This is a genomic window from Streptomyces sp. NPDC002566 (assembly GCF_042889585.1).
In the GTDB taxonomy this organism is placed as follows: Bacteria; Actinomycetota; Actinomycetes; order Streptomycetales; family Streptomycetaceae; genus Streptomyces.
This window is the reverse complement of sequence record NZ_JBIARD010000002.1, coordinates 75,372-91,030: the sequence shown is the minus strand read 5'-3', so window position 1 is coordinate 91,030 and position 15,659 is coordinate 75,372. Positions and strand designations below refer to the sequence as shown.

At 70.6% G+C, this 15,659-nt stretch carries 14 protein-coding genes and 1 pseudogene; 8 read left to right on the top strand and 7 right to left on the bottom strand.

Annotated features, from left to right (window positions below; all coding sequences use genetic code 11):
* Window positions 1-60: 60 nt before the first annotated feature.
* The 4 genes from ACFYXA_RS07685 to ACFYXA_RS07670 form a co-directional block, all read right to left on the bottom strand.
* The gene (locus ACFYXA_RS07685; RefSeq protein WP_352246103.1) at window positions 61-423 is read right to left on the bottom strand and encodes a hypothetical protein; all 363 of its coding nucleotides are present in this window, start codon (window positions 421-423) and stop codon (window positions 61-63) included.
* 375 nt (window positions 424-798) lie between these two features.
* Complete coding sequence (locus ACFYXA_RS07680; RefSeq protein ID WP_389029372.1) at window positions 799-1,011, bottom strand: hypothetical protein; 213 nt, start codon at window positions 1,009-1,011, stop codon at window positions 799-801.
* Window positions 1,012-1,283: 272 nt separating this feature from the next.
* Window positions 1,284-2,546, bottom strand: coding sequence for an MFS transporter (locus ACFYXA_RS07675; protein WP_389029369.1), 1,263 nt, complete (start codon window positions 2,544-2,546; stop codon window positions 1,284-1,286).
* A gap of 91 nt (window positions 2,547-2,637) precedes the next feature.
* Window positions 2,638-2,997, bottom strand: a complete 360-nt coding sequence (locus tag ACFYXA_RS07670) for a hypothetical protein (RefSeq protein WP_389029366.1) — start codon at window positions 2,995-2,997, stop codon at window positions 2,638-2,640.
* Between the two features lie 10 nt (window positions 2,998-3,007).
* On the opposite strand from ACFYXA_RS07670, the gene ACFYXA_RS07665 reads away from it, so the two are divergent.
* The 4 genes from ACFYXA_RS07665 to ACFYXA_RS07650 all read left to right on the top strand — a co-directional run bounded on the left by ACFYXA_RS07665 (window position 3,008) and on the right by ACFYXA_RS07650 (window position 5,352).
* Window positions 3,008-3,397: an RHS repeat-associated core domain-containing protein gene (locus ACFYXA_RS07665; protein WP_389029363.1), complete on the top strand. Its 390-nt coding sequence runs from the start codon at window positions 3,008-3,010 to the stop codon at window positions 3,395-3,397.
* 5 nt (window positions 3,398-3,402) lie between these two features.
* Window positions 3,403-3,906: a hypothetical protein gene (locus ACFYXA_RS07660; protein ID WP_389029360.1), complete on the top strand. Its 504-nt coding sequence runs from the start codon at window positions 3,403-3,405 to the stop codon at window positions 3,904-3,906.
* Between the two features lie 133 nt (window positions 3,907-4,039).
* Window positions 4,040-4,396: a lamin tail domain-containing protein gene (locus ACFYXA_RS07655; protein WP_389031597.1), complete on the top strand. Its 357-nt coding sequence runs from the start codon at window positions 4,040-4,042 to the stop codon at window positions 4,394-4,396.
* A 431-nt stretch (window positions 4,397-4,827) separates the two neighbouring features.
* Entirely contained in the window at window positions 4,828-5,352 is a 525-nt protein-coding gene (locus ACFYXA_RS07650) for a hypothetical protein (RefSeq protein WP_389029357.1), read from the top strand.
* 95 nt (window positions 5,353-5,447) lie between these two features.
* Here ACFYXA_RS07650 and ACFYXA_RS07645 read toward each other — a convergent pair whose 3' ends face one another.
* Window positions 5,448-5,831 (bottom strand): aldo/keto reductase, encoded by a 384-nt coding sequence (locus ACFYXA_RS07645; RefSeq protein ID WP_389029354.1) that lies wholly within the window; start codon window positions 5,829-5,831, stop codon window positions 5,448-5,450.
* A 116-nt stretch (window positions 5,832-5,947) separates the two neighbouring features.
* On the opposite strand from ACFYXA_RS07645, the gene ACFYXA_RS07640 reads away from it, so the two are divergent.
* Window positions 5,948-6,610, top strand: a complete 663-nt coding sequence (locus tag ACFYXA_RS07640; protein ID WP_389029351.1) for a TetR/AcrR family transcriptional regulator — start codon at window positions 5,948-5,950, stop codon at window positions 6,608-6,610.
* Between the two features lie 128 nt (window positions 6,611-6,738).
* On the opposite strand, the gene ACFYXA_RS07635 is transcribed toward ACFYXA_RS07640, so the two are convergent.
* A complete protein-coding gene (locus tag ACFYXA_RS07635; RefSeq protein ID WP_389029348.1) occupies window positions 6,739-7,977 on the bottom strand; it encodes a choice-of-anchor Q domain-containing protein in 1,239 nt (412 codons plus the stop codon).
* A 727-nt stretch (window positions 7,978-8,704) separates the two neighbouring features.
* Here ACFYXA_RS07635 and tap point away from each other — a divergent pair.
* The 3 genes from tap (at window position 8,705) to ACFYXA_RS07620 (ending at window position 13,649) form a co-directional block, all read left to right on the top strand.
* Window positions 8,705-10,969: a telomere-associated protein Tap gene (tap, locus tag ACFYXA_RS07630; protein ID WP_389029344.1), complete on the top strand. Its 2,265-nt coding sequence runs from the start codon at window positions 8,705-8,707 to the stop codon at window positions 10,967-10,969.
* 6 nt (window positions 10,970-10,975) lie between these two features.
* The gene (gene tpg / locus ACFYXA_RS07625; RefSeq protein ID WP_389029341.1) at window positions 10,976-11,533 is read left to right on the top strand and encodes a telomere-protecting terminal protein Tpg; all 558 of its coding nucleotides are present in this window, start codon (window positions 10,976-10,978) and stop codon (window positions 11,531-11,533) included.
* Window positions 11,534-11,876: 343 nt separating this feature from the next.
* Complete coding sequence (locus tag ACFYXA_RS07620; protein WP_389029338.1) at window positions 11,877-13,649, top strand: coagulation factor 5/8 type domain-containing protein; 1,773 nt, start codon at window positions 11,877-11,879, stop codon at window positions 13,647-13,649.
* Between the two features lie 622 nt (window positions 13,650-14,271).
* On the opposite strand, the pseudogene ACFYXA_RS07615 reads toward ACFYXA_RS07620, so the two are convergent.
* Window positions 14,272-15,624, bottom strand: a pseudogene (locus tag ACFYXA_RS07615) (GH1 family beta-glucosidase); the annotation flags it as partial.
* Window positions 15,625-15,659: the final 35 nt, after the last annotated feature.

Genomic DNA, 15,659 nt, shown 5'->3' with positions numbered 1-15,659 from the left:
TGACGGCCGGAGGCCCCCGACGCCTATGCGCGGGGGGCCTCCGCTCATCCGGTACGTCCGTCAGTTGCGGGTCCATCCCCCAGGGCCGACCCAGACGGTCTGCCCGCTGCGCGTCGGGACGACGTCATAGCGGGCCACGGCCTGGTAGTAACCGCCGGTGGGCCGCTTGCAGAACAGGTTGCCGATGATGGTGTTCCGCTGGCCGAGAGCCACCTTGCCGTACACCAGGTCATCACCCATGTCCCAGTTGGTGTTCCAGTAGTCCGTGTATGCCTGGACGCCCTTGACGGTGGCGTTCGGGCAGTTCCCGAGCCACTTCGGGAAGGAGATGTACACCCAGCCGTAGCCGGCTGCTTGCGCAGTCCCCTGAGTGGCGGCCACACCGCTGAAGGCCAGCCCGAGCACCGACAGCACAACGGACAACCTCTTGAGTCTTGTCTTCACCATGCACCCGCCCCAACTTGCCGATGTCCGTCGTCTTCGAGCCGCGCGGAACAGATCACGGCCCTGAACCGATCATGCATGTGTGAGGGGGCAGCACAGGAGGTGCGGGTCATTCCATACGCAGCCGTGATGATCAGTTCTATTTATCCTCACACCGGCCCATTTTCTCGGACCTGCGTTCGCAAGGAGTTCGAGAGCGCCGACGGGGCAACCGGTTCGGGTCGGCGTCCCGGGCGGCGGCGGTCGACAACACCTGCATGCCCTGCTTGCTCGTTCCTCTGCGTCCCAGGTGGTGGAAGGCCGTCGCGTTCGAGGAGTTCGGGCTGCTCCTGCTGCGACGGCATCGACCCCGGATCATCCACCCACCCGTGGGACGGCACGCCGGGGGCCAGCACCACGTGGAGGTCGGAGCTGGGAGCGGATGACGGTGGAGTTGCCGAGGTCTTCGGCCGGCGGGGTCTGGGTGGTCAGGACGACGCCGATGCCCCTCTTGAGGGAGCGGCGGGTCAGTTGCTCCACGATCGCCTTGGCCTCCAGGTGGTACGGCGAGGCGGCCGACAGCAGCATGTCCGCCTCGTCGATGATGACCAGGACCGGCGGGTCGGTGAAGGGGAGGCGGGGGAGCGGTAGCGGGCTTCGCGGTCGAGCATCATCGCGTAGGCCAGACGCAGTGCGCCCATCGCCTCGTCCAGGCCGTCCCGAGGTAGGCGGACAGCGAGGCGCCGGCGATGGTCCCGGCCTGCGGGGAGGCGAGTTCTCCGTTTCTGGGGGTGCGGTGTCCGGGAGGAGGGTTGGGAAGGTTCGGGACCGGGTGGGGCGCCCTGACGCGAGAGCGCCGGTCAGGGGTTTCGGACGACGGCGGGGTCCTCGGTCGTCTCGGGTGCCGTGGTGGTGACGTAGCGGCGGTCGAGCAGGGCGACGCCGACGGCCGTACAGGTGATGAGCGCGCCGAGGGCCAGGACCAGTCGGGGACTGATGCCGGACAGCGCTCCGGCGAGGGCGGTGCCGACGGCGGACATGGCCATCTTGAATCCGGCCATGATGACGAAGACCTGGGCGCGTGCGGTGGGCGGGGAGTACTGCGAGCGGACGGCCAGGGTGGCGGTGAAGAGGACCGAACTGCTGGCTCCGGCCAGGGCGAAGGTGACGACGGCCAGCGGGTAGTTCGGCGCCACGGCGCACAGGGCGATGGTGGCCGCGTTGATGGCGATCATGCGCAGGGTCAGCCTCTCGGGCTCGCCCCGCAGCGGGAAGACGCCGACGGCGAGGGCCGCTGCGAGGTTGCCCACTCCGTAGGCGGCGCCCAGGGCGGCGCCCGCGCCGGCGGAGTCGCGCAACTGGGTGCCGAGCACCACCGCGACGACCATGACGCCGCCGGTGCTCACCGAGGTGAGCATCGTCGCGACCATGACGCGCCGCAGGGCGCCGCGGCGCACCACCACCTTCAGGGCGTCGCGGACCGCCATGGCCGGCCCGGCGCGGTCGGGGGTGGCGAGGGCGGCGGGCAGCAGGAACAGCAGGAGGCCGCCGACGACGGCGGCGAGAGCGAGCACCACCAGGGCCGTGGCCGGGCTGGTCGCCGCGGCCAGCGCGGCCACGGCGGCGGGACCGGCGATGTTGCCGATGCCGTAGGTGGCCGAGTCCAGTCCCTCGGCCCGCCGCTGCATGCGGTCGTCCTCCCCGACGATCAGTGCGAGCCTGCTGCTGAGTCCTCCGGTCATCAAAGGGCCGCACACCCCGCCGACGGTGATCAGCAGGGCGACGAGCAGCAGGGCGACCCGGCCGTAGAGCAGGGCTGCGCCGCCGAGCGCCACGCCGAAGGCGGCGAACGCGCTCGCCAGGGCGAGGCGGGCGTCCTTCGCCCCTTGCAGCCAGCGCGCCATCCATGGGCCGGCGACGTTCGGCACGATCAGGAGTGCGGCGAGCACACCGCCCACCGTCGCTCCCCCGTCCGCTCCGGAGTGACCGACGGTCAGGGTCACCAGGCCGACGGACGCACCGCCGCTGGCGGAGCGCACCAGAACGGCCGAGAGCAGGTAGAGGGCCAGCGGCAGCGACCGGTGCCGACGCGCAGGCGTGTCACCGACGTGCGTGTCACCCATGAACGTGCCTTTCGTTCACCCGCAGGAGCCCTTGTCCTGAGGGGCGTTGAAGGGTGCGGGGAAGCCGGGCGGCTTCCTGCGCCGTTTGGGTTCAGGACCGGGGCGCGACAGCCGGATCACCGGCGTGCCCCGGCGCAAACATCTTGCTGGGATTTTCGGCCGTGAGGGGGATGCCCAGCGCTTCGCCGACAGCGTGGCGTGTCCGGGCGCACACGGCGTCCGCGTCGGCGAGGTCGCCGCCGACGGCGCGGACCATGCCGAACGAGTCGAAGTTCACCGTCATCCTGGGCAGCGGCTGACGGACCGTCACCCGGGCCCAGCCGGAGTGGAGGCGGGGCAGGAAGGCGTCGAACCAGTCCGGGGGCAGGTCGGCCGGCGCGGTGCAGTCCTCGGCGGCGGCCAGGAAAGTGTGCGAGGCCGCCGCCCTCAGCCGGAGGTCGCAGGGGTTCACCGACGCCGAGGTGAAGGTCGACCAGGAGTGCGAAGATGTCGCGGTCGGCCACCGCGTTGATGGAGTCGGGCAGGGCACCCCCGGTGAGCCGCGGGTTGACTTCGATCAGCCGGAAACCGTCCTGGCGGACGCGGACGGCAGCAAGGTGAACACCTACGCCTACAGCCCTCGCGGTGTGCGCATCCTGGCGCAGTCGTCCGAACCGGTCGCCCAGCCCTACCGCTTCGCGGGCAACTTCCAGGACCCCACGGGCCTTTGTCACCTTCAGGCCCGGTACTACGACGCCAACATCGGCCGCTTCACCCAGCCCGATCCCTCCGGCCAGGAGAAGAACCCCTACACCTCTACGCCCAAGGCGACCCCGTCAACTGCATCGATCCGCAGGGCACGCTCAACCTGAGTGGGGTGGCCGATGCTCTCGGCCCGGCCGGTGACCTGGTCCAGGCCGACGTGCACCTGGCCCGGGGAGACACCAAGGCGCTGTGGGGCGACGTAGCAGGAGCCGTCGTGGGAGGCGGTATTGCGGTGGGGCGTGCGAACGCGATTGCAGCCGCTCCGCTGACGCTCGGCACCTCACTGGGATTCGCCGTCGGTTGCTATGCGGCCGGCTGGGCGGGAAGTCAGATAGCACAGATGCCGTTCAGCTGGACCTGTTGCCCATCGGTGCAAGCCGGTGGCAGTGAAGGGAGACGCAGGGTGCGCCAGGTCGGAGTATCACTACAGCGCCAAGCGCTGGCGAAGCGGTTGTTGACCACGACGCATGTCTTCGGCGTGCTCGGCGTCGTACTCTCAGCCGCGCTTTTGATCATGGGCATGATCACTGGCGGACTGACTGTCCTCGCCATGACCGTCCTCTTCTGGGGCGGGGCAGTCATCGCCACGCGAGCAGCGGCAAAAAGGCAAGTGTAGGGGAGGGTGGCGCCTGTCAGAAGAAGGCGCCACCCCCACCATCAGACGACCGTGGTCCGGTTGTCGTACGCCGCAACCTCACCGATGCACGTGTGGTAGCCCCAGCGGACGAGGACGGTAACAAGGTCAACACCTGCGCTTACAGCCCCCGTGGCGTCCGCGTCCTGGCCCAGTCGTCCGAACCGAGCGTCCGAAGGCGGAGATCTCGGCCGTCCAGGACGACTCCCCGGGACGCGACGACCGCTCCAACCGCTCGCTGAACAAGGAGTGGGTGGACGATCAAGGCCACACCTACACCTTCGAGCACTACCGCCTGGCCAGCCGCGCCACCGTCCGCATCCACACCGGCATCGGCCGCGACACCCGCACCGACGACCTCTACCAAAACCGCCGCCACTGCGTGTGGAACAACGACCGCGACACCGCCACCCTGCGCACCGACCGCCGTCGCTTCGTCGACCAGGAGACCTGGGGCGGCCACCGCCGCTGACACCCGCCACCCTGCGGTCGGTGTGCGGCGGGTTTGGGCAGGTCTGTCCCCTGGCGGGTGTGTGCGCCCGCTAGGCTTGCTGTTGTGAGGCGCTGACCAGGTCGGGTCCCGGTGTCCGAGGGTGGCGTCCTTGTCGTCGTGCGGGGTGTTGTCAATGCCCGACACGCGCGCACAAGCGTGACGGGGTGTCAGTGATGTCCCCCTTATGGCCCAGCCTTGAGCCAAGTCGCTTCCCTTCTCGCTTTGTGACGATTCGTCACCTGCCCCGCTCGGGACTTTTGAGCGCCCGATCGGCCCCTTTTCGGTGTCGCTGGTGGATCTCTGAAGTGGCGGCAGATTTCGGTGTGAGCCAGGTTCGTTCGTAGGCGGCCGGGTCGGCTGGCATCCCTGGGAGATGGAGGAGTGAAATGCCTGCGAGAGGGAGATTCGGAATGCGGACGCGTACCGTGGTCGGGATCGCTTTGTCGGTGGGTGTCACGGTGGTGGCGGTGACCACCGTGGACTATGCGTCGGCTTCGAATTCCACGTCCGCCCCGTCGGTGCAGGAGGCTGCCGCCTCCTTGCCTCGAGGAGCGGACGTGGGAGGAAGCGGCCAGACGGGCGGCTACGGCCAGACGGGCGGGAACGGGCAGACGGGAGGGAGCGGGCAGGCGAGGTACGGCGACCGTTCGGACGATCGCGGACGGGTTTATGTCAACGAGCGGACGTATTCGGTCGAGGGGGGTGAGTGCATCGCTGTGATCAGTAGTCCGGCGACCAGTTTCAACGTCCGGAATGAAACTGACACTAGGGTGGAATTCTTCGCCGGGATTACGTGCGACAACGGTGCTGCGATTGCGACTATCGGGCGCGGAGATTCCAGCAACGCAATCCCCGGGACGGTGGTTTTCGATGGGGCCGTGGTGCCGTTCGCGCTTGTCGGCAGTTTCCGGGCAGTGGACAAGCATCACCACTGACCCCGGCCCGGGGGCAGCGGTGTCCCTGCCCTCGCCCCGTCGTTCGTTCGGACGGCGAGCAGACCTCGGCGGCTCCCGCGGCTGACGGCCGGCCGTCAGCCGCGGGTTTCGATCCGCAGGCCGCCGGTGGTCACCCGGCGGATGTGGTCGCTCGCGCGCAGGTCGTGCGGCTGGCCGAGCTCGATCGCGCTCGCCGTGTCCGGGCGGGTCGGCTGGGCGGGAGTGAACTCGATCTGCAGGGCGCCCAGGGTTTCCTCCGGCTGGGCGGGAGTGCGGGCCCCGATCAGCGTGGTCGTCAGGCCCGGGTTGCGCAGTGTCCAGGCCGGCGCGACCTGGGCGGGGGTGCGGCCCGGCTCGGCGGTGACCTCCGGGGCGACCCCGGCTCCGGTCACGGTCAGGTTGCGTTCGGTGAGCGTGCCCAGGGCGAGGCTGAGGCCCCTGCGGATGCCGTCGCCGGTGCCCGCGCCCGTCGCGGTCACGTCGTCCAGGCTGTACTTGCCGCTGAGCTGTGCGCCTCACTGTAGAAGCTCAACTCCTGGCGCCACGGTTCGTCAAGGCGGTGAACGTATGCGGTCACGGCATTAGAGTCGCCCCTATGACGCAGGCATCGGCCCTGGGCCGCGGCGCACGGTCCCGTGACGCGATATTGGACACCGCCGGTGAGCTGATGTCGCGTCACGGCTACGCCGCCACGTCCATCTCGATGATCTCCACCGCATGCGGTCTGCCGGTGAGTTCGATCTACTGGCACTTCGGAAGCAAGGACGGGATCTACGTCGCGGTGCTGGAGCGCGCGAGGACCGCGCTGCTGGCCGCCTTGCCCCCGGCCGAGGTGCCGGGCGCCGACGTGGCGCAGCGTCTGGACACCTTCCTCACCGACTTGGCGGGCGCCTTGCGGCGCCACCCGCGGGGTGTGAGGCTGCTGTTGGGGCTGGGCGCGGTGCAGAAGGAGGCCAGCGCGGCCGCCCTGGCCGAGGTGCGTCACTACCGCGACGCCCTGGTGGCCTGGGCCCGGGATTGCGTCAGTTGCGTCTTCGCCCTGCATGACCGCCCCCAGGTGGCGGACGAGCTGGCGCGCTTCACCCTGAGGATGGCGACCGGAACCGCGGTGGCCCGTTGGTTCGAGCCGGATGCGGTCCTGGAGACCGAACCGGTGCGTGTGGCACTGCTGGCGTTGGCCGCCCACCACGGCGTTGCCGTGCGGGGCGTCCCTGGGGAGGACGGCTTTGGCGGCGTCACGGCCATGCCCGCTCCGTGAGGTCCTCGCACCGCTCCTCGGGGAACGGGAGCGCAACGGGCAGTGGCGGTCGGCTGCGGACGCGGCGGTGGCTCCGGTCCGCCCCGGCCGCCTCGAGCGTCTGCGTCAGCGGGAGGTGTGGCGCGCGATCATGAGACGGCCTCGTAGGCGCCGATGTCACAGGCTGCGCCCTGGGGGCGAGTGACGCCTCGCTGATCGGTGTCGGTGCAGCCGTCGGCCGCGTCCAGGGCGGGGCTGCCGGGGAGCAGAGCGACGGTGTCGGTGGGGCCGCCGTTGTCCGTCAGCGGTCCGATCAGGGGCGTGCGGCTGGGTAGATCGCCCGCTGCGGTCAGTCGGCAGCTGCCGTCGCCGTCGAGGTTGTGGCCTTGTGACGCGATGGTCGCGAACGCCTTCTTGCAGTCGGCGGGCGCCCCGTCGACCGTGTTGTTCGCGATGACGGAGTTGCGCAGCGTCAGGCGTCCCAGGGGGAGATCGACGATGTCGGGGATCGGCGCGGGCAGGCTGTCGAGGTAGGCGGGGGCGATGTTGATCCCGCCCCCGCCGTCGCTCGAACGGTTGCCGGTGATCGTGGAGTTGAGGATCTCCACCGCTCCGGTTCCCCGGATGTCGATGCCTCCGCCGTATCCTGCGAGGCTGCCGGGGCGGTTGCCGGGGTTCGTCACCCGGTTGTCCGCGATCGTGGAGTTGGTCACGGTGCCGGTGTCATCGAATCTGATGCCGCCGGCCTCTCCTGCGGTGTTCCCGCTGACGGTGCTGTCGATCAGATCGAGGTGGGAGTTCGGGACGTTGAAGACGCCGCCGCCGTAGCCCGCGGAGTTGCCGGTCACGGTGACCCGTCGCAGTGTCATGTGATGTCCGTTGGCGATCGCGCCGCCACCGGTGTCGGTGATGGGGAGTTCGCGTTGCCTGGTCACTCCTCCGGTGATCGTCAGATCGGACAGCCGGGAGTCCGCCTGCATGCGGAAGGCCCGGTCCAGGCGGTTGGCGTCGATGACGGTGGTCCGTGCGCCGCTGCCCTTGATCGTGACAGGGGCGGCGACGTTGAGGTCGCCCGTGGTGGGGTCGGGGTTGTCGCCGATGATCAGCCGCGGGTCGGGCGGGATCGTCAGCCGGTAGTGGCCGGGAGGCAGCGTGATCGTGCTGCCCGGCCGGGCGTTGGCGGCCATCACCGCGGCACGCAGGCTGCACCGGCCCGAGGCGGTGAGACACCGACCGTCCGCGCCGTCGGCGTCCACCGCGTCGGAGGTGGTGTCCACGGTGAACTCCGCAGGACCGGAGTCCACGGGAGCGGCGGCATGGGCAACGGGGAGTACGGCGGTGGCGAGGAGGACGGAGGCGGTGGCGGCCGTGACGACCGTGCGTTTCATCTGGAACCCCTCTCGGCAAGGCGTCCGGGCATGCCCGGACTCGGCTTCTGCGAGGACTTCGTGGAGCACTTCGTGCCGTTGAGCGATGCGCGGTTCGCGCGGGGAGCGGCATCAGGGCGGCCGGAGACGCTTTCCGGGTATCCGGGCAACGGCCGGAGGCGCGCCTTCCGGGTATCGCTCGGCGCTCTGGAGGGAGCGTTCCATTCAGACTTGGCTCGTGTCCACCGGCGCACTCGGAAATGGCCGAATGGGACGCTGCCCCCACGGAGCGGGGAGGTGCGCCGGCGACGGCATGCTCCGGTCCGGCAAGCGTCCGACCGGGCCGCTGAAGGCCGCGATCACCGTGGTTCAGCGGGGTGGCCCCGGCTCGCCTGCCGCAGGCCGGCCTGGGAGCGGGAGTCGGCCATCAGCTCGGCCACTCGCCGCCGGTGGGTGCGCGCAGTCAGACGCCGCGCCGTTTGGCCGCCGCTTCGTCGGTGCGGCCCGAAGCCAGGGGCTATGAGGATCACACGACCGTCGCGTATGTGCCGTACGTCCCGATCGGCGGCGGAGTCGGCCGCGTTCCGCTCGATGCCGGACGGCTCCGCGAGGTCGCAGCACGCAGGCGGGCACAGCGCAGCCGCCACGGTCCGACGCCTTGTGGTAACGCACTTCGTACGCTATCCGTACGGTAAACGTATGCTATCCGTACGGTTCTTGGGCTAGACTGTGGCTCCGGAGGTGTTCCATGTCCGAGTTGTTCGATCGGATTGACGCGCTGGTTGCGTCCCGGTCTGCGCTGCCGCCGCCTCCGGAGCGCAAGCGGCTGCGCCAAGCGCACGGTCTGACGCTGGACGAAGTGGCCTCGGCCCTGGACGTTCGGCGTGCGACCGTCAGCGGCTGGGAGGCCGGTAAGACCGAGCCGCGGCCGCCGGAGCGCGAGGCATACGCGCGACTGCTCGGCAAGCTCGCGGAGCTCTACCCCGCCGATCCCAACGCCACGGTGCCCGTGGAGGGCATGCCCGTTCCGGAGTCCTTCTCGAGCGCTCCCGCCCCGGCTGCGCAGGCGCGGCCTATGCCCACAGACGCGGCGCCCGAGGCTGCGGCCGCGACGATCGAACGGAACACCCCGACCCGCCCCGCCGCCGACGCCGTGCCTCCGGCTGCCGCGCCCCGTCCGACGCGCGCCACCAAGTCGCCGACGTCCGCGTCGCGCCGCCCGGCTGCGAAAAAGGCCGCCCCGGCGAACACCCCGGCCGGTACCCCGGCGGGCGGCACGGACCTGCGGTTCGAAAATGGTCCGCTGGCGGTCGTCGACATCGACGACGACGGCCAGGTCGTCGCCTACTGCACCGGCGGCCTGGTCCTGGAGGTGCCCGCCAAGTCCCTGCCCGCTCTGGTGGAGTGGACGCTGAAGGAGGCGAAGCTCGGGGCGCCGAAGCTGTCCGGCCCCGGCAAGGACGCCGACCCGCTGCTCGTCCTCACCGAGGCCGCGTTGAAGCGCTACGGCCTCCCCGCCGCCCTCACCGATGAGGAGCGGCTCGCCGGGCGGATCCCGGAAGGCCACAAGGTCGTCAAGCAGCTGGCGCGTGCCGACTGGAAGTTGACCAAGCGCGGGTTCGGTCCGTGGACGCGGATCTACCGCCCCGCCACCGGCTCGGACCGCCAGTGCGTGCAGCTGTGCATCCCGTCGTGGAACGCGCTGGACTCCCGCCACTGGGGCGAGGCCGCACAGCTCCCGCCGTCAGAACTCGCCCGGGTGCTGGGCGTGTACGCCTCCCGCGTGATGACGCCGCGCGGTTCGACCGCGGTGACCGGTCTGGAGCTGATGACCGCGCTGCACCCGCCGACCCGCGCATCCGAGCCGGACGCCGACGGCCGCCGGCACTCCGAGCGCAACCCCGGCAGCCTGGGCAAGGACCCGGTGGACTGCGCGCCGTGCGAGGCCCCCGACGGGCACCCGCTCCTGGCGGACCTGCCGCGCTTCCACGTCCGCGGCCCCGGCGAGAAGCTGTTCGAGGAGGCCTACGACTGGGCGCGGCCGATGACCGATGCCGAGTGCACCCTGCGGCACCTGGTCGGCATCGACGTCAACATGGCCTTCGCCGCCGGAGCCAACGGCCTGACCGTCGGCCTCGGCGCACCGACGCCCGTCAAGGCGCCGGCGTTCGACGCGAAGCTGCCCGGCTCCTGGCTGGTCGACCTCTCCCACGTCGATCTGTCGCGGGTGAAGGTCGGCAAGGACAAGTGGGCCGAGTTGGACGCGAGTCTGCTGCCGAGCCCGTTCACGCCGAAGGGCGACCGCCCGGAGGGCCCGGCCTGGTACGCGACGCCCACTGTGGCGTACGCGGTGGAGCTCGGCTACGACGTCAGCCCGATCGAGGCCTACGTCCGCTATGACAACGGCCGCTACCTCGACGGCTGGTACCAGCGGCTGCGCGACGCCTACCTCGCCACGATGGCCGACCTCGGCGTGCACGCGGACATGGAGCCGGCCGACTTCCTGGCCGCGATGGACGGCTACCGCGACCGAGACCCGGAGCTGGCGATCGTCGTCTCGGCCATCAAGGCGACCGTCAAGGGAGGTCTGGGCAAGCTGCGCGAGCGCCCGCGCGGGGAAGGCTGGAAGCCCGGGCAGCCGTGGCGGGCGCTGTCCCGTCCGACATGGCGGCCGGACATCCGCGCGGCGGTCATCTCCCGCACCCGGATCAACCTGCACCGCAAAATCGTCAAGCACGCGGCGTTCACCGGCCAGTACCCGGTCGCGGTCCTGTCCGACTGCGTGGTCTACGCGGCAGGCGGCGCCAGCCCGCTGGACTTCCTGCCCTACCGGGACGGCAAGCCGCTGCCGGGCGGCTTCAAGCTGGGCATCAACCCCGGCCTGGTCAAGCACGAGGGCACCCAGAGCGTCCTGTGGGGCGAGGAGGTCCGTGAGCGGTTCGACGCCCCGGAGCTCAACCTGGCCCGGTACATCAAGGACGGGCAGGTCACGGACAAGGACAGCGGGGAGTAGCAGGCGATGACCCTGTTCGGAGACGGCCTGGACCAGGCGGTGCAGCGGGCGTTCACCCGCCCGGCACCCAAGAGCGCGCCAGCGCAGATGCGCTACCTGGTCAAGCAGCTCAAGGGCACCAAGGCGGTCGCCCAGATGCTGCGGATCTCCCAGCGCACCGTCGAACGGTATGTGAAGGACCAGATCAAGAAGCCGCGCCCGGACCTCGCCGCGCGCCTGGAGCGCGAGGTGAAGGCCCGCTGGCAGCCGCAGATCCGCGCCAGGGCCAAGGAGCGGGCGGCGACGACCGGCGGCATCGTCATCGACACCCGCGCCCGGCTCGGCTACACCGCGCCGATCGGGTCGACGGACCAGGACCGCATCCGGCACCTGACCGTCGCGCTGCCACCGCAGTACGCGGCGCGCCTCTTCGAGGCCCAGGAGCAGGGCGCCACCGAGCAGCGTCTCCAAGAGCTCGCGGCCGAGGCGCTCAAGGAGGTGTACTTCCAGGACGGCGGCCGCCGCGCCGGCCAGCTGGAGGAAGTCCGGTTCACGGACATCGAGCACCTCGAGTTCGACCTGTAGATCTCGACCATCCGCGAACCCCGTCGGCAGCATCATGCTGTGGTCACAGCCGGCCGGCCCGCCCCGGACTCGATCTCCACGACAGCGGAGGCGATGTCACCCCTTGCGTCACTCCTCGGGGCAGTCGTGGTTCACCAGGGCGCCCGCACAGAAGCAGGCATGGGTGAGCTTCCACTGTCCGAACGGGCGCGTCAGCAGGTGGACCGGATGTCACGAGCGTTGCCGCACCCCTTGACGAGCACATCACGCGAGGATTAACTCATGACCTAAATTAAGCCGTGAGTCGAGACGGGACTGCGCTCACCGGCTGACCCCGTTCCCTCCTTGAACAGGAGAGCCGCCCATGCCCCTGCCCTCCATCGGCCGGCGAGCCGTCCTGGCCGCCGCGGCTGCCTCGGCCTCAACCGTCGTGCCGGGCCTGTCCGCCCCCGCGTCCGCCGCTTCGTCGGTCGGGAAAGGGCCGCGCCGGCTGCCCGGCGGCGGTGACCTCGGCCCGAACGTCCTCGTCTTCGATCCGTCGACGCCGAACATTCAGGCCAGGCTGGATGAGGTGTTCCGGCAGCAGGAGTCGGCACAGTTCGGCACCGGCCGCTTCGCGCTGCTGTTCAAGCCGGGCACGTATCACGGCCTCAATGCGCAGATAGGCTTCTACACCTCCATCGCGGGCCTGGGGCTCTCTCCCGACGACACCACCATCTACGGCGATGTGACGGTCGACGCCGGCTGGTTCAACGGCAACGCGACGCAGAATTTCTGGCGTTCGGCGGAGAACCTGGCTCTGGTCCCGGCGAACGGGACCAACCGGTGGGCGGTCTCGCAGGCGGCGCCGTTCCGGCGCATGCACGTGCGCGGCGACCTCAACCTCGCGCCCTCGGGCTACGGCTGGGCGAGTGGCGGCTATATCGCCGACAGCCGCATCGACGGCCAGGTCGGGCCGTACTCGCAGCAACAGTGGTACACCCGCGACAGTGCGATCGGCGGCTGGCGCAACGCCGTCTGGAACATGGTGTTCTCCGGCGTCGAGGGCGCCCCCGCCCAGAGCTTCCCCTACCCGCCGTACACCACGCTCGACACGACCCCCGTGTCCCGCGAGAAGCCCTTCCTGTACCTCCAGGGCGACGACTACCGGGTCTTCCTGCCGGAGAAGCGGACCAACGCCCGTGGTGTCACCTGGGGCAGTGGCACGCCGCGCGGCACCTCGCTGCCGCTCACGCGGTTCTACGTCGCCCGGCCCGGCGTCTTGGCGGCCACGCTCAACCAGGCGCTCGCCCAGGGGCTGCACCTGCTGCTGACGCCGGGGATCTACCACCTGGATCGGCCAGTCGAGGTGAACCGGCCGAACACGGTCGTTCTGGGCCTGGGTTACGCCACGCTCGTTCCGGACAACGGCGTCACGGCCATGAAGGTGGCCGACGTCGACGGCGTACGGCTGGCCGGGTTCATGATCGACGCCGGCCCGGTCAACTCCCCGACCCTGCTGGAAGTCGGCCCGCAGGGGGCGTTCCGGGACCACTGCGCCAACCCCACCACGGTGCAGGACGTGTTCATCCGGATCGGCGGCGCCGGCCCCGGCAAGGCCACCACGAGCATGGTGATCAACAGTGGGCACACGATCGTCGACCACACATGGGTCTGGCGGGCCGACCACGGTGAGGGAGTCGGCTGGGAGACCAATCGCGCCGACCACGGCGTCGTCGTCAACGGTCACGACGTCCTGGCAACCGGCCTGTTCGTGGAGCACTTCAACAAGTACGACGTGCAGTGGTACGGCGAGCGCGGCCGCACGATCTTCTTCCAGAACGAGAAGGCGTACGACGCCCCGAACCAGGCCGCCGTCCAGAACGGTTCGGTCAAGGGCTACCCCGCCTACAAGGTCGGCGACGGCGTGACCTCGCACGAGGGCTGGGGGCTGGGCAGCTACTGCTTCTACAACGTCGACCCCACGATCGTGCAGCACCATGGATTCGCCGCCCCCGTCCGGCCGGGGGTGCGCTTCCATGGCCTGCTGGTCGTCTCGCTCGGCGGCAACGGCCAGTACGAGCACGTGATCAACGACTCCGGGTCGCCGACGCAGGGCACGTCGACGACGCCGTCCACGGTGGTGTCGTATCCCTGACGGCCCGCTACCGCGGCCCCGGGCGGGACGCGCCACCACCTGTCGCAGGACGTGGCGCGACCTGCCGACCGGGCCGGACGCCCTGCGGCTACCGCGACGAAGTCGCCGCCGGAGCCGGCGCGCAACCCGTGGGCCGGGCCGTGAGGGCGCCCGGTCCTGCGTCCGGCATCGCATCGGGTCGCGCAGCCCGAGCAGTTCGGCCGGCGGCACGGTGGCGGTGGGCGCCGCCACTGCCGTACGAGCCGGAACCCGTGACCCGGCGGCGCCGTCAGGTCGCCGGGCACATCGCCGACGGCAGCCTCGGGCATTGTGACCGTGACCTCGCAGACCGACTTCCGGCCCTGAAGTGCAGCGGATTTCCTGCATCGCGGTCTCCGGATGCAGGTCGCCCCTGCCCGACAGCACCGTCTGACAGGGCTCGAGCCGAGCACACGGGTGCGGACGCGGCCGACGCACCGCCTGGTCCCTACCGGCACCCGCTTGCTTTCCTCCCGAGGAGGAACGGGCGGGGGAGCGCGCAGGCTGGACGAGAAGCTCACCCAGTCGGCGCCGCATGACCGTCGGCGCGCTCGCCCCGTCCCTGACCCTGGTACCCGGCGGAGTCGACCGTCTCTTGGCTCAGGCTGCGTTGCGCCGCCTTGCCGTGTGCGCGGATGATGTCGGCGTACCGGTGGCCGCTGCCCTTGATGGTGCGCTTCTGTGTCCGGTGGTCGACGTGGACCAGCCCGAAGCGCTTGTCGTAGCCGTAGGCCCATTCGAAGTTGTCGAGCAGGGACCAGGCGAAGTAGCCGGCCAGGGGGGCACCCTTGCGGGCGGCGGAAGCGCAGGCGGCCAGGTGGCTGATCAGGTAGTCCTGGCGTTCGGGGTCGTCGATGGTGCCGTCGGGGCGTACGACGTCGGGGTGGGCGGAGCCGTTCTCCGTGACGTACAGCCGGCGGGCGCCGTAGTCGTGGGTCAGGCGGAGCAGGAGGGTCTCGATGCCGGAGGCGTCGATCTCCCAGTCCATGCCGGTGCGGGGCACGCCGTGGCGGGGAACCTGACGGGCCCGTGGGGCCGGTCCGGTGGGGTCGTCGGCGACGGGGATCGGCATGTAGTAGTTGAGGCCCAGCCAGTCCAGGGGCTGGGCGATGGTCTCCAGGTCGCCGGGCTGTTCGGGCAGCTCGACGCCGTAGACCTCGCGCATGTCGGTCGGGAAGCCGCGGCCGTGGACCGGGTCGAGCCACCAGCGGTTGGTGTGGCCGTCCATGCGGCGGGCGGCTTCGTGGTCTTCCGGCCGGTCGGTGGCGGCGTGGATGGTGGAGAGGTTGTTGACGATGCCGACCCGGGCACCGGAGGCGGCGGCGCGGACGGCCTGTGCGGCCAGGCCGTGGCCGAGGAGAAGGTGGTAGGAGGCGCGGACTGCGGCCGTGAGGTCGGTGATCCCCGGGGCCATCTTTCCTTCGAGGTGGCCGATCCAGGCCGAGCACAGCGGTTCGTTGAGTGTGGTCCAGTGGGTGACGCGGTCGCCGAGGCGCTCGGCGACGACCGCCGCGTACGCCGCGAAGTGCTGGGCGGTGTCCCGCGAGGGCCAGCCGCCCCGGTCCTGGAGCACCTGGGGCAGGTCCCAGTGGTAGAGGGTGACGGACGGCGTGATGCCCGCCTCCAGCAGGGCGTCGATCAGCGCGTCGTAGAAGCCGAGCCCTTTGGCGTTGACCGGGCCGTCGCCGCCCGGCAGCACACGCGGCCAGGCCATGGACAGCCGGTAGGCGTTGGTGCCCAGGCGGCGCATCAGGCCGATGTCCTCGCGCCAGCGGTGGTAGTGGTCGCAGGCGACGTCCGCGTGGTCGCCGTTGTCGGTCTTGCCGGGGGTGTGGGAGAAGGTGTCCCAGATGGAGGGGGAGCGGCCGTCCTCGGCGACGGCTCCCTCGATCTGGTAGGCCGACGTGGCCGTGCCCCACAGGAAGTCGTCGGGGAGTGCGGCGAGGTCGATGGTCACGGGGATCCCTTCGAAGACAGACGGGCCGAAGGTCG

Excerpts from the sequence above, each read along its gene's own strand:
- ACFYXA_RS07680 (WP_389029372.1), bottom strand. The coding sequence starts at position 1,011 with ATGCTGCTGTCGGCCGCCTCGCCGTACCACCTGGAGGCCAAGGCGATC.
- ACFYXA_RS07675 (WP_389029369.1), bottom strand. The coding sequence starts at position 2,546 with ATGGGTGACACGCACGTCGGTGACACGCCTGCGCGTCGGCACCGGTCG.
- ACFYXA_RS07650 (WP_389029357.1), top strand. The coding sequence starts at position 4,828 with ATGCGGACGCGTACCGTGGTCGGGATCGCTTTGTCGGTGGGTGTCACG.
- ACFYXA_RS07640 (WP_389029351.1), top strand. The coding sequence starts at position 5,948 with ATGACGCAGGCATCGGCCCTGGGCCGCGGCGCACGGTCCCGTGACGCG.
- ACFYXA_RS07635 (WP_389029348.1), bottom strand. The coding sequence starts at position 7,977 with ATGAAACGCACGGTCGTCACGGCCGCCACCGCCTCCGTCCTCCTCGCC.
- tap (WP_389029344.1), top strand. The coding sequence starts at position 8,705 with ATGTCCGAGTTGTTCGATCGGATTGACGCGCTGGTTGCGTCCCGGTCT.
- tpg (WP_389029341.1), top strand. The coding sequence starts at position 10,976 with ATGACCCTGTTCGGAGACGGCCTGGACCAGGCGGTGCAGCGGGCGTTC.
- ACFYXA_RS07620 (WP_389029338.1), top strand. The coding sequence starts at position 11,877 with ATGCCCCTGCCCTCCATCGGCCGGCGAGCCGTCCTGGCCGCCGCGGCT.